The sequence below is a fragment of the Stenotrophomonas testudinis genome (assembly GCF_024499815.1).
Classification (GTDB): domain Bacteria; phylum Pseudomonadota; class Gammaproteobacteria; order Xanthomonadales; family Xanthomonadaceae; genus Stenotrophomonas.
Window position 1 is genome coordinate 26,492 of record NZ_JAMOKY010000024.1, and the last position, 13,022, is coordinate 39,513.

The following is a 13,022-nucleotide window of genomic DNA, read 5'->3' on the forward strand; positions in this document are numbered from 1 at the left end:
ACGAGGGGCAGGGCGGCTGTTGCCCGTCGGCGGCATTTCCCAGGAATTTTTCCATGGACTTTTCCCGTTTCTTCATCGACAGGCCGATCTTCGCGGCGGTGCTGTCGATCGTGATCTTCGCCGCCGGCCTGATCTCGATCCCGTTGCTGCCGATCGGCGAGTACCCCGAAGTGGTGCCGCCGTCGGTGGTCGTGCGCACGGTCTACCCGGGCGCCAACCCCAAGGTCATCGCTGAAACCGTGGCCACCCCGCTGGAAGAGGCGATCAACGGCGTCGAGGGCATGATGTACCTCAAGTCGGTGGCTGGCTCCGATGGCGTGCTGCAGATGACCGTTACCTTCCGCCCGGGCACCGACCCGGACGCAGCGGCGGTGAAGGTGCAGAACCGCGTGGCGCAGGCGCAGGCGCGTCTGCCCGAGGACGTTCGCCGGCAGGGTGTGACCACCCAGAAGCAGTCGCCGACCTTCCTGATGGTGGTGCACCTGACCTCGCCCAATGGCAAGTACGACACCCTGTACCTGCGCAACTACGCCCGCCTGCACGTCAAGGACGCGCTGGCGCGTATTCCGGGCGTGGGTGATGCGCAGATCTTCGGTGGCGGTGACTACGCCATGCGCGCCTGGCTGGACCCGGACAAGGTGGCCTCGCGCGGCCTGACCGCCAGCGATGTGGTTGCCGCCATGCGCGAGCAGAACGTGCAGGTCTCGGCCGGCCAGCTCGGTGCGGAACCGCTGCCCAACAGCCAGTTCCTGACCCTGATCAATGCCCAGGGCCGCTTGAAGTCCGAGAAGGAATTCGGCGACATCGTGCTCAAGAGCGGCACCGATGGCGAGATCGTGCGCCTGTCCGATGTGGCCCGCGTTGAACTGGGCGCCGGCGACTACACCTTGCGCTCGCAGCTGGACGGCAAGAACGCCGTGGGCATCGGCATCTTCCAGGCACCGGGCGCGAACGCGCTGGAAATCCGTGATGCGGTCATCGGCACCATGGACGAGATGCAGAAGACCATGCCGGCCGACGTGAAGTACGAAGCGGTGTATGACACCACCATCTTCGTGCGTGACTCGATCAAGGCCGTGGTGTCCACCCTGCTCGAAGCCATCGCCCTGGTGGTGCTAGTGGTGATCCTGTTCCTGCAGACCTGGCGTGCCTCGATCATTCCGCTGATCGCCGTGCCGGTGTCGGTGGTGGGTACCTTCGCTGCGCTGTACCTGCTGGGCTTCTCGATCAACACGCTGAGCCTGTTCGGCCTGGTGCTGGCGATCGGCATCGTGGTCGACGATGCGATCGTGGTCGTCGAAAACGTTGAACGCAACATCGAGGAAGGCCTCACCCCGCTCGCGGCGGCCCACCAGGCCATGCGCGAAGTGTCCGGCCCGATCATCGCGATCGCGCTGGTGCTGTGCGCCGTGTTCGTGCCGATGGCCTTCCTGTCCGGCGTCACCGGTCAGTTCTACAAGCAGTTCGCGGTCACCATCGCCATCTCCACGGTGATCTCGGCGATCAACTCGCTGACCCTGTCGCCGGCCCTGGCCGCGCGCCTGCTGAAGCCGCATGACGCCGCCAAGGATGCGCCGACGCGCCTCATCGACCGCCTTTTCGGCTGGGTGTTCCGTCCGTTCAACCGCTTCTTCAAGTCCAGCTCGGAGAAGTACGAGCGTGGTGTCTCGAAGATCCTCGGTCGTCGCGGCGCGGTGTTCGTGGTCTACGCGATCCTGCTGGTCGGTACCGGCATGATCTTCAAGCTGGTGCCACCGGGCTTCATCCCGACCCAGGACAAGCTGTACCTGATCGCCGGCGTGAAGCTGCCGGAGGGCTCGTCGATCGCGCGTACCGATGAAATGCTGCGCAAGGTCGCCAGGATCGCCCAGGAAACCGATGGCGTTGCCCACACCATTTCGTTCCCGGGCCTGAACGCGCTGCAGTTCACCAACACGCCCAACACCGGTGTGGCGTTCATTCCGCTCAAGCCGTTTGCCGAGCGTCATGGCCGTACCGCTGCGCAGATCAACGCCGAGATCAACCAGAAGATCGCCGGGCTGCAGGAAGGCTTCGCCTTCGCCATGATGCCGCCGCCGATCCTCGGCCTGGGCAACGGCAACGGCTACCAGATGTTCATCCAGGACCGGGGCAACCTGGGCTACGGCGCGCTGCAGAATGCCGTGCAGGCGATGCAGGGCACCGTCGCGCAGACCCCGGGCATGGCCTTCCCGATCACCAGCTATCAGGCCAACGTGCCGCAGCTGGATGCGGAAGTGGACCGCGTCAAGGCCAAGGCCCAGGGCGTGCAGCTCACCGAGCTGTTCGACACCCTGCAGACCTACCTGGGTTCGGCCTACGTCAACGACTTCAACCAGTTCGGTCGTACCTGGCAGGTGATCGCCCAGGCCGACGGCCCGTTCCGCGAGAGCGTCGAAGATATCGGCAAGCTGCGTACCCGCAATGATCGCGGCGAGATGGTGCCGATCGGTTCGATGGTCACCATCAAGCAGACCTTCGGCCCGGACCCGGTGCTGCGCTTCAACGGCTACCCGGCCGCCGACCTGGCAGGTGAAGCCGACCCGCGCCTGCTGTCCTCGGCCGAAGCGATGAACAAGCTGACCGAGATCGCCGGCAAGGTGCTGCCGGTGGGCATGACCACTGAATGGACCGACCTGAGCTACCAGCAGGCCACCCAGGGCAAGGCTGCCTTCATCGTGTTCCCGGTGGCGATCATGCTGGCCTTCCTGGTGCTGGCGGCGCTGTACGAAAGCTGGTCGCTGCCGCTGGCGGTGATCCTGATCGTGCCGATGACCCTGCTGTCGGCGCTGTTCGGTGTGTGGATGACCGGTGGTGACAACAACGTGTTCGTGCAGGTCGGCCTGGTGGTGCTGATGGGCCTGGCGTGCAAGAACGCGATCCTGATCGTCGAGTTCGCCCGTGAACTGGAAATGGGCGGCAAGGGCATCGTTGAAGCGGCGCTGGAAGCCTGCCGCCTGCGTCTGCGTCCGATCGTGATGACCTCCATCGCGTTCATCGCCGGCACCGTGCCGCTGGTGCTGTCCCATGGTGCAGGCGCCGAAGTGCGCTCTGTCACCGGCATCACGGTGTTTGCCGGCATGCTGGGCGTGACCCTGTTCGGTCTGTTCCTGACCCCGGTGTTCTACGTGGCCCTGCGCAAGTTCGTCACCCGTAACGGCGGTGGCCAGCTCGTGCAGCACGGCGAGCCCACCATCCATCACTGACATGCACTCCCGCGGTCGCCGCCCCGAGCGGCGGCCGCTTCCCCCAAACCAAGGCATGAATCCATGAACACCCATCAGAACAAGATCGCGCTGGTCACCGGCGCCACTCGTGGCATCGGCCTGGAAACCGTGCGCCAGCTGGGCCAGGCCGGCGTGCACACGCTGCTGGCCGGCCGCAAACGCGAGACCGCGGTGGAGCAGGCACTGCTGCTGCAGGGCGAAGGCCTGCCGGTGGAAGCCATCCAGCTGGACGTGACCGATGCCGCCAGCATCGCCGAGGCCGTCGAGCAGGTGCGCCAGCGCCACGGCCGCCTGGACATCCTGGTCAACAACGCCGGCATCATGATCGAGAACCCGGCGCAGGCGCCGTCCGAGCAGTCGCTGGACACCTGGCACCGCACCTTCGGCACCAACGTGTTCGCGCTGGTCGCGGTCACCCAGGCCTTCCTGCCGCTGGTCAAGCAGGCCAAGTCCGGCCGCATCGTCAACGTGTCCAGCATGCTCGGCTCGCAGACCCTGCACGCCGACCCGAACTCGGGCATCTACGATTTCAAGATCCCCGCCTACAACGCTTCCAAGGCGGCGGTGAACAGCTGGACCCTGGCCCTGGCCTACGAGCTGCGAAACACCCCGATCAAGGTCAACACCGTGCACCCCGGCTACGTGAAGACCGACATGAACGGTGGCAACGGCGAAATCGAGATCAGCGAAGGCGCACGTTCCAGCGTGGAAATGGCGCTGGTCGGCGAAGCCGGCGCCAGCGGCAGCTTCACCTACCTGGGCGAGGTGCTGCCATGGTGATCCGCACGTTGGCGATGGCCATCTCCAGCCTGGTGCTGGCCGGGTGTGTCAGCGTCGGCCCCAACTACATGGCCCCAGCGCAGGAGCCGGTGGTGCTGCAGGGCGCACAGCAGGCGGTGTACAGCACCGCTTCGCCGGTGGCCAGCTGGTGGGCGCAGTTCGACGATCCGGTGCTGGAAGAACTGGTGCACGGCGCACTGTCGGACAACCTGGACCTGCGCGTGGCCGTGGCCCGCGTCAGCCAGGCCCGTGCGGTGTTCGTCGAAAGCCGCTTCGACCAGGCCCCGCACATCACCGCTGACGGCAGCTACGACCGCCGCAAGCAACCCGATCCGCAGCTGGGTGGGCAGCGGGTGTTCAGTGAAAGCTACCAGCTCGGCTTCGATGCGGGCTGGGAGCTGGATCTGTTCGGCCGCAAGCGCCGCGCTGCAGAAGCCGCACGCGCCGACCTCGGTGCCGAGCAGGCCAACCTGGCCGACGCGCAGGTGCTGGTCGCCGCCGAAGTGGCACGCAACTACTTCGAGCTGCGTGGCACGCAGAAGCGCATCGCGGTGGCCCAGCACACGCTGGAAAACCTGCGTGATACGCAGAAGCTGACCGAGGCCCGCTGGGAACTGGGTGCCGGCAGCGAACTGGATGTGCAGAGCAGCCGGGCCCGCCTGAAGGCGATCGAGGCCGACATCCCGCTGCTGGAAGTGTCCGAGGCACAGTCGCGCAACCGCCTGGCGGTGCTGCTGGGCCAGCGCCCGGAAGTGCTGACCGCGATGCTGGCGCCGCAGGACGTGCCGGCGTTTGCCAAGGCACTGCCGCTGGGTGACACCCGCGAGCTACTGCGCCAGCGTGCCGATGTGCGCGTGGCCGAGCGTCGCCTCGCCGCCGCCACCGCGCGTGTCGGCGTGGCCACGGCCGATCTGTTCCCGCGGCTGTCACTGTCGGGTTTCGTCGGCTTCCTCGGCGGCGATGCCAGCGGCCTGGTCAACGGCAACAACAAGGCCTGGTCGCTGACGCCGTCGCTGAGCTGGGCGGCGCTCGACTTCGGCACCGTGCGTGCACGCCTGCGTGCCAGCAAGGCCGAGGCCGAAGGCGTGGCCGCGCAGTACGAGCAGGCCGTGCTGCTGGCGCTGGAAGACACCGAAAACGCCCTGACCCGCTACTCCAAGCAGCAGGCGCGGCTTGCCATCGTGGTCGAGCAGGCGCAGGCGGCGCGGCGTGCTGAATCGCTGGCGCAGATCCGCTTCCGCGAGGGTTCGGAGGACTTCCTGACCCTGCTGGATGCGCAGCGCACGCAGCTGGCCGCTGACGATGCATTGGCCGCAGCCGAGGCCGAGGTCAACGTCAGTGTGGTCGGTGTCTACAAGGCACTGGGTGGCTGGGGGCAGTCGCCGCAGGCGCCGAGCGTGGCGCAGGTGCAGTAACCGCAGGGTTGTAGTACCCAGGAAGGGACGGATGCGCAGGCATCCGTCCCTTTGTTGCATCTGGCCCGCTGCCGCCATGACGTTTCTGACTCTGCCGGAACGCTGGTCCGACGTAGTAAGTAATAGGGCAGGTTCCAAGGAGCGGCGGCAATGAGTGACGAGAAGCGATCGACGCAGCGGGTGCTGTTCGGCGATCCCGGCCTGCCTGGCGCAGGCCTGTCCGTAGCGGTGGTGGCGCTGCTGGTGCTGGCCGCATTGGCAGTGGCCATCGGCTTCCTGCGCCTGCCCGATTCGCTGCTGGCGCCCGGCCTGGTCGGCATCGGCCTGTTCCTGGCCATCGCCGCACGCATCTGCCAGGCGCGTGACCAGCATCAGGCGCTGTATCGCCTGCTGGGAAGGCGGCCACCGCCGTAGCGATGGCCGCATGTGCTCAGGGCTTCGGCCAGTCCAGTTCGACCACCAGCGGGAAGTGGTCCGACGGCAGCACGCCGCCGATGCGACGGTCGTCGGTGGTGAAGCTGCGTGCATGGAAGCCACGCACCAGCACCCAGTCCAGCTGCACGGTGGCCTTGCCGGTGAAATCATGGAAGGTCTCGCGCGGGCCCTTCGGCGCCTTCACCTGGGTGCGGGTGTCCTGCAGCACGCGGGTGAATGCCTTGTAGGTCTCGCTGCCCGGCTCGGTGTTGAAATCACCGGTCAGCACCACCGGCAGGTCGGCCGGGAGCGTCTGCACGCGCTTGGCGATCAGCTCGGCACCCTTGATCCGGCGCGGCTCGTCCTCGTCGCGATAGGGCAGGTGGGTGTCCATGAAGTAGAAGCGACGGCCATCGTCCAGGCGGCGGAACAGCGCCCAGGTGACCATGCGCGGGTACAGGTTGCCCCAGGTGATGCTGCCCGGCACGTCCGGCGTGTCGGACAGCCAGAAGTTGCCCGACTCCTCGATGGCCAGCACCTTGGTGTCGTAGAACACGCCCATGTGCTCATCGCCGTCGCCACCGCGGCGGCCTTCGCCGAACCAGCGGTAGCCGGGCAGGTGCGCGGCCAGGTAGGTGGCCTGTTCCTGCACCAGTTCCTGGGTTCCGACCACGGCCGGGTGCGCATCGAGGATGACCTTGACCATCACATCGCGACGGTCGTCCCAGCGCTTGCCGGGTTCGGTATCGGCGGGAGTGCGCACGTTGAAGGACATCACCTTCAGCGGGGCAGGCGGTTGGGCTGCCCAGGCAGCAGCAGGCAGAGCAAGAGCCAGCAGCGCGCACAGTGCGGGCCGGCGAAGACGCGACAACATCGTGGAATCCCTCCATTCCATGAAAACGGTTTCACGGAGCATGCCATGGAACGGGAGGCGGAGGTGTGCCGGGATGGGCGGCTGGTGAACACTGCGTGCCCTTTGGCCCGTCGCATGGAATTGACGCATTTCGACACGTCGGGAAAGATACGCCCCTGTTCCGGGCCAGCCATATCGCCACGCCCTCCCCCCCCAAGAGGAGTTCACGTGCTGAGATATTCGCGGCTGACGGTCGCCATTTCGTTGCTGGTCTGTGCCCATGCCCACGCCGAGCAGGCCCCGCCCGAGGCGCAGACGCTGGACAAGGTCATCGTGACCGCCTCGCGTACCGGCCAGGACGCCGCCACCGCGCCGCAGACGGTGGTGATCATTGGCAAGGAACAGATCGAGCAGCAGCTGCGCCTCAGCAGCAATTCGTCCGATGTGCTGTCCAGCCTGCTGCCGTCGTACACGCCCAGCCGCGGCAAGATGAACGGCAGTGGCGAGACCCTGCGCGGGCGCACGCCGCTGATCCTGGTCGATGGCATTCCGCAGTCGAACCCGCTGCGCCCGACCGGTCGCGAAGCACACACGATTGATTACGCGCTGGTCGAGCGCATCGAAGTCATCCAGGGCGCCAACGCCATGAACGGCCTGGGCGCCACCGGCGGCACCATCAACCTCATCACCCGGCGCCCGGAACCGGGTGCGGTCAACCAGCACGTGGGCGTGCAGACCACGCTGCCGACGTCCGAGGTGCGCGGTGAAACCGCCGGCTACCGCGCCGATTACCGCATCAGCGGCAGCAAAGGCAAGTGGGATTACCTGCTCGGCGCCGGTTATGAAGACCAGGGCCTGTGGGTGGACGGCGAGGGCGCGCCGATCGGCGTGGACGTCACTCAGGGTGACCTGATGTCGACCCGCGCCTACGACCTGCACGCCAAGCTGGGCTACTGGATCGACGACAACCAGGAACTGCAGTTCAGCAGCAACCGCTACCGCATCAAGTCCAAGGCCGAGTACGTCCCTGTGGCCGGCAACCGCGACCTGGGCATCGCCACCACGTCGGTGCGTGGCACGCCGCCGGGCACGCCGGCGTGGAACGATGCCTGGACCACCGGCCTCAGCTACACCCACCACGACCTGGCGGGCATGGAACTGAAGGCAATGGTGTTCAACCAGGAATTCGAAGGCCTGTTCGGCGCTGACAACTCGTCCACCTTCCAGGATCCGCTGATCGCACCGGTCGGGACGCTGTATGACCAGTCGCGCTCGACCGCCTCGAAGTGGGGCTCCAAGACCAGCCTGGGCCGCGATGATCTGCTCGGCGGCGACCTGAAGATCACTGCCGGCGTGGACACGCTGCGCGACAGTGGCAAGCAGGATCTGTATGGCACCGGCCGCACCTACGTGCCCGATTCGCGCTACAGCAGCGTGGCCGGCTTCGTGCAGGCCGACTACAAGCTGCTGCCGCAGCTGATCGTGCAGGGCGGGTGGCGCCGCGAAGAGGCCGACCTGCGCATCGACAGCTACACCACGCTGTACCGCTACAACCGCGTGGCGGTGCAGGGCGGCAAGCTGAAGTTCCAGCAGAACCTGCGCAACATCGGCCTGGTGTACGCGCCGACCGAGCGCTTCAACACCTTCGCCAGCTATTCCGAAGGGTTCGGCATGCCCGACGTCGGCCGCGTGCTGCGCTCGATCAACACGCCGGGTACCAACGTGGAATCGCTGCGTTCGTTGCAGCCGCTGCTGACCCGCAACAGCGAGATCGGCGTGCGCTACCGCTCGCCGTCGTGGGAAGCCGAGGCCAGTGCGTTCCAGTCGCGCTCCGAGTACGGCACGCGGGTGATCGCAGTCGACGGCGCGTTCCAGCTGGCCCGCGAAAAGACCGCCATCGAAGGCCTGGATGCGAGCGTGCGCTATCGTCTGAATGATGCGCACCGCCTGGGCCTGTCCTACGCCTGGACCCGTGGCCGCTACGACAGCAACGCCGACGGCCGGCTCGACGCGCGCCTGGATGGCCTGAACATCGCACCGAACCGCGTCATCGCCACCTGGTCGGCGCAGTGGACGCCGGAGCTGTCGACCTTCGTACAGGGGCAGTACGCCTTCAGCCGCAGCTTCGACGAGGCCGCCAAGGAATTCAGCGGCTACGCGCTGTTCGATCTGGGCGTGGACTACAGGCTTGCCAAGGGCAAGGTGAACCTGGGCATCGCCAACCTGTTCGACCGCCAGTACATCACCTATTACTCGCAGAGCGCGCTGATTGAACCGGCGCGGTACTTCGCCGGGCGTGGGCGGACGGTGACGCTGGGTTACAGCTTGGATTTCTGAGGCACGCCGCGCGGGCAGGATTACTTCTGCCCGCCATCATGCGCCTGCATGTCCTCATGCAGGATGCGCCGCAGTTCGACGATTGCCGGCGTGGCTTCCTGCACGCTGTGCCCGGACACGATCACCTTTTCCGACACCGCGTTGGGCAGGTGCGAACTCCAGTACGGCACCAATCCGTCATCGGTCTTGTCCAGCGGACCATCGGCGTTGGCGCGGGCGATGATCGAGTGGTAGCGCACCTGTGGTGACATCGGCAGGTCGGCCACCGCCTTCACGAACGCATCGTCCTTGTCCAGGTTCTGGATGCTGTTCATCTGGTAGCCCTGCTTGGCGTCCTTGGCGTCGAAGCTGCCGCCATCATCCACCCCGGCCACATCCTCCAGCACGGTCAACGGCAGGCGCACAAGCCGGCCGATCCAGCGACCCAGGCGGGTACCGGCCACGTCCGTGCCGCGGTGCGGGGTGGCGATGAACACGACCCGCGAGATCTCCGGCTCGGGCTGGAAGGTCAGCAGTGGCGCGCCGCGGGTTCGCAGCAGTTCGCGCTGTCGGGGGCTCATCTTTGCCGTCGACAGCAGGGTATCCACCAGATGGTCGCCCGACGACGACACCAGCAGGCGCGAGATGACCCCGCCCATGCTGTGCGCGACCACCACCATGTCATGCGACGCCTGTGCCTTCCCGGTTGGATCGTAGTGCTGCATCACATCATCCAGCGTGTGCCGGATCGCATCGTGGCTGAGCGCGATGGGCATGTTCGTAGGGTAATAGAACTGCCAGACCTGGAACTCGCGGCGGATCTCGTCGTCGCGCATCAGCTCGTTGGCCACGTTCACCCAGGCCTCGGGGCTGCTGGCCAGGCCATGGATCATCAGCAGTACCCGCCGGTTCGGATCGTAGGGCTGCAGCATGAACAGGTGTGGCCGATCAATGCCGCCCTTGCTGCCAAACAGACTGCGTAGCGACTGTCGGCTGAAATTCGCGCGCGCCAGCCAAAACGCGTAGCCGGCGGTGAAGTTGGCGGCCAATGGCACCTTCTGCCCATGCAGTTCAACGGCCGCGATCTGGTAGGGATCATGGATCTCCACCGTGGGCGTTTCATCGTGCAGGACTTCCCACAGGTTGGCGCCGGAGAACCGCAGCAGCACCGTTATCGACGGCGAAGGCATGCCGCTCCAGCGTTGGGCCGAAGCCGCGTCATCCGCTGCTGTTCTGCCGTGGCCGTGCGCCGCCGCCAGGCCATCGCTGGCCGGGTCCGCCATCACCGCCACCAGCTCGGCGCCAAAGCCATCGCGCCGCTGCACCCGGCGCAGGGTGCCGGTGAAGGACAGCGACGCGGCCGGCACCAGCTCGATGGGTTCGCGGGTGTCCTGCACCACGCCGGTGTCGGCGGGGGCGAGCACGAAGGTCCAGCGGCCCAGTTGCAGGCGGCCATCCTTGTTGCGCACCTGTTGGCTGGAATATGCGTCGAACAGCATCACCGCCGCTTCCTGCGCGGCCAGGTTGTAGTAGTCGCGCACCTGGGTCTGGCGGTCTTCAAAGCCGCGCTGGTTGGCCGTGCGTTCGGTGAAGAACAGGTACGCGTACGCCTGCCGCGCCACCTGCATCCATGCATCCAGCCGCGGCTGGAAGCCGGGATCGGCCACGATCATCGCTGGCGTGGTGCCGCGCTTGGCCTTGGGCGCCGGCATCGCCATCGCCTGCTGCAGCCACAGTTCGGCCAGGGTCGAGCGCTTGTCCTCCTCGCGCACCACGATGCTCGCTTCCATCGCCTCGATGCAGGGCAGACCGGGCTTGGCACAGGTGGTCTCGTCCAGGCCGGCCACCCGCAGTGTCTCGGTGGTCGCCGCGCTCAATCGGCCGCTGGTGAGGATGTCGCCGCGCTTGAGCGCGATGTACTGGCCCGGGGTGACCGAGGCCACCTGCACCGAGGGACCGAACTGGCGCAGCGTAGCGCAGCCGCTCAGCAGGAGCAGCGCGGTGATGATGAGGGTCGTGTGGCGGATGACGCCCAAGCCCGTGGTTGCCATGCGATCCTCCAGCGCGGTGGCGCCACTCTAGCGGCCGGGCTGTCAACGCGGAAGCACGGGGCTAAACGCGCGCTGGACGGACTGTGACACCATCGCCGGCAGTGCTTTCAGGGAATGACCATGCACCTGCTGGAAACGCGGATTCCGCCGCCGCTGGTGATGCTGCTGTGCGCGGCGTTGGGCTATGCGCTTGCCCGTACCTGGCCGTGGCCCGCTCTGCCGGTGCCGGGCTGGATGGCGCTGCTGGTGATGCTGCTGGGCCTGGCCCTGAACCTGCTGCCGAAGCTGGCCTTCCGCCGCGCGCGGACCACGGTCAATCCGCTGCGCCCGGCCGCCGCCACGTCGCTGGTGACCGGCGGCATCTACCGCCACACGCGCAACCCGATGTACCTGGGGCAGGTGCTGGTGCTGCTGGGCGGAATGCTGTGGCTGGGCAGTGCGGCGGCCCTGCTGGTGGTACCGCTGTTCGTCGGCTGGATCACCCGCTTCCAGATCCTGCCGGAGGAGCGGCTACTGTCTGCCCGGTTCGGCACCGACTTTGCCGCCTTCCGGCGCGCGGTGCGGCGCTGGCTGTAGGGCAGGGCGCCTGCGCTCAGCCTGCGATCTGGCAGGTCACCGACGCCGAATAACCCTCGTAGTCATCGGCGGCACCAACATGCAGGGTGTGCTTTGAGTCCACCTTGCGGATGTACGACGGCGCTTCGGTCTCCGCGTCCTCATTGACCGTGGTGACCGACAGCTGGCGGCCCACCTGATCGGCGGCCACGTTCTTCAGATAGACATGCAGGCTCCTGCTGCCGCTGGGGGCGATATCGACGCTGGCGCTGTCCACGCTGCCGCCGAGCAGGGCGACCTTGCCGCCCTGGGCCTCGAACACGCCGCCCCGCAGGTGCGTCAGGCCGGCGGCCTGCAGTGCCTTCTCGGCCTGGGCCTGGGTGAAATCCGAGCCGGCCTTGCAGGCCAGCAGGGTTTCCAGGGCGGCAGTGCCCTTCTCCGACGGCGCCGCGGCGAGGGCGGTGCTGGTGGCCAGGGTGAGCAGCAAGACGGTAATCTGGAGTTTCATGGCAGGTCCTTCTGGAATCGGGGGCCGTGGTCGGGCACGGATCGAGTGTGGGCCAGCCCGCAGGAGATTGCACGGGCCACAGCGCGGAACTCAGACCATGCGCACGCCGGCGGCGTCGGTATCGACGGTGATGATCTCGATCAGCGCCCACAGGCCGGTGATGAGCAGGCCGATGAACAGCCAGCCCAGCAATAGCGTGATGACCAGCTGGGCCACGGCACGGCCGTGGTAGCCGGCGTAGAAGTTGTGGATGCCCAGCCCGCCGAGGAACAGGCCCAGCAGGACGTAGGCGACGCGGGCGCGCGCGACGGGTTGCGGTTGTGCATAAGGGGCGGCATACACCGGTGCCGCATGCAGCGGCGGCGGGGTCGGGCGGGTGGCGCCGATCGGGGCGCCGCAGCCGTAGAACAGGCAACAAAAAAGCCGGACCCCAATCGACGGGAGTGTCCGGCTTTTCGTGCCCCGAGGGGCGGTACAGATGGTGGAGGTGGGCGGAATTGAACCGCCGTCCGAAGGCACTCCATCCCCAGCACTACATGCTTAGCTCACCGTTGAATCTCATCCCCGAGCAGCACGGTGTGCAAAGCGCACCTGGGAACCAGCCTGTTGTGTTCTAGTGCCGGACTGACAGGCAGCCGCCCAGCGCGATTCCATGATAATGACTCTACGCTGCGAGCATGGACACAAGCAGTTTCGAGGCTCCGCCTAAGTCGGCAGAAGGTCACGCACCGCAGTTTTTAGGCTGCGAGAGCGACCGGAGCGTAGTTGTCGTCGTTGGCAACTAGAGTTTTGCAGCTGGATTTACGAGGACAGCTACCCCCTCGGCATGCGCCAGGCGACTTCACAACCCCCGTCGAAACCAATGCACCCCCGGTTTCTTCAAGT

Annotated in this window: 10 protein-coding genes and 1 other RNA gene; 6 read left to right on the plus strand and 5 right to left on the minus strand. The window is 66.6% G+C overall.

What is annotated here, in order from left to right:
• Positions 1–53: 53 nt before the first annotated feature.
• The 4 genes from NQ204_RS13395 to NQ204_RS13410 all read left to right on the plus strand — a co-directional run bounded on the left by NQ204_RS13395 (position 54) and on the right by NQ204_RS13410 (position 5,854).
• Positions 54–3,224 carry an efflux RND transporter permease subunit gene (locus NQ204_RS13395; RefSeq protein ID WP_256644119.1) on the plus strand — a complete coding sequence of 1,057 codons (3,171 nt, stop codon included), beginning with the start codon at positions 54–56 and terminating at the stop codon, positions 3,222–3,224.
• Between the two features lie 63 nt (positions 3,225–3,287).
• A complete protein-coding gene (locus NQ204_RS13400) occupies positions 3,288–4,025 on the plus strand; it encodes an SDR family oxidoreductase (protein WP_256644120.1) in 738 nt (245 codons plus the stop codon).
• Complete coding sequence (locus NQ204_RS13405) at positions 4,019–5,440, plus strand: efflux transporter outer membrane subunit (RefSeq protein WP_116863931.1); 1,422 nt, start codon at positions 4,019–4,021, stop codon at positions 5,438–5,440. Before NQ204_RS13400 ends, NQ204_RS13405 begins: the two co-directional genes overlap by 7 nt.
• 150 nt (positions 5,441–5,590) lie before the next feature.
• Positions 5,591–5,854 carry a hypothetical protein gene (locus NQ204_RS13410; protein WP_256644121.1) on the plus strand — a complete coding sequence of 88 codons (264 nt, stop codon included), beginning with the start codon at positions 5,591–5,593 and terminating at the stop codon, positions 5,852–5,854.
• A 16-nt stretch (positions 5,855–5,870) separates the two neighbouring features.
• Here NQ204_RS13410 and NQ204_RS13415 read toward each other — a convergent pair whose 3' ends face one another.
• Positions 5,871–6,728, minus strand: coding sequence for an endonuclease/exonuclease/phosphatase family protein (locus NQ204_RS13415; protein WP_116863929.1), 858 nt, complete (start codon positions 6,726–6,728; stop codon positions 5,871–5,873).
• Between the two features lie 207 nt (positions 6,729–6,935).
• Here NQ204_RS13415 and NQ204_RS13420 point away from each other — a divergent pair, with 207 nt between their 5' ends.
• A complete protein-coding gene (locus NQ204_RS13420) occupies positions 6,936–9,044 on the plus strand; it encodes a TonB-dependent receptor (protein WP_256644122.1) in 2,109 nt (702 codons plus the stop codon).
• A 20-nt stretch (positions 9,045–9,064) separates the two neighbouring features.
• On the opposite strand, the gene NQ204_RS13425 is transcribed toward NQ204_RS13420, so the two are convergent.
• Positions 9,065–11,074, minus strand: a complete 2,010-nt coding sequence (locus tag NQ204_RS13425) for an esterase/lipase family protein (protein ID WP_256644123.1) — start codon at positions 11,072–11,074, stop codon at positions 9,065–9,067.
• Positions 11,075–11,194: 120 nt separating this feature from the next.
• Here NQ204_RS13425 and NQ204_RS13430 point away from each other — a divergent pair, with 120 nt between their 5' ends.
• Positions 11,195–11,650: a methyltransferase family protein gene (locus NQ204_RS13430; protein ID WP_256644124.1), complete on the plus strand. Its 456-nt coding sequence runs from the start codon at positions 11,195–11,197 to the stop codon at positions 11,648–11,650.
• 16 nt (positions 11,651–11,666) lie between these two features.
• Here the strand turns inward: NQ204_RS13430 and NQ204_RS13435 are convergent, their stop codons facing one another.
• The 3 genes from NQ204_RS13435 to ssrA all read right to left on the minus strand — a co-directional run bounded on the left by NQ204_RS13435 (position 11,667) and on the right by ssrA (position 13,009).
• On the minus strand, positions 11,667–12,137 hold the full coding sequence (locus NQ204_RS13435; protein WP_256644125.1) for a hypothetical protein: 471 nt from the start codon (positions 12,135–12,137) through the stop codon (positions 11,667–11,669).
• Between the two features lie 90 nt (positions 12,138–12,227).
• Positions 12,228–12,479 (minus strand): NINE protein, encoded by a 252-nt coding sequence (locus NQ204_RS13440; protein ID WP_256644126.1) that lies wholly within the window; start codon positions 12,477–12,479, stop codon positions 12,228–12,230.
• 137 nt (positions 12,480–12,616) lie between these two features.
• Positions 12,617–13,009, minus strand: a transfer-messenger RNA (tmRNA) gene (gene ssrA / locus NQ204_RS13445).
• Between the last annotated feature and the right edge of the window lie 13 nt (positions 13,010–13,022).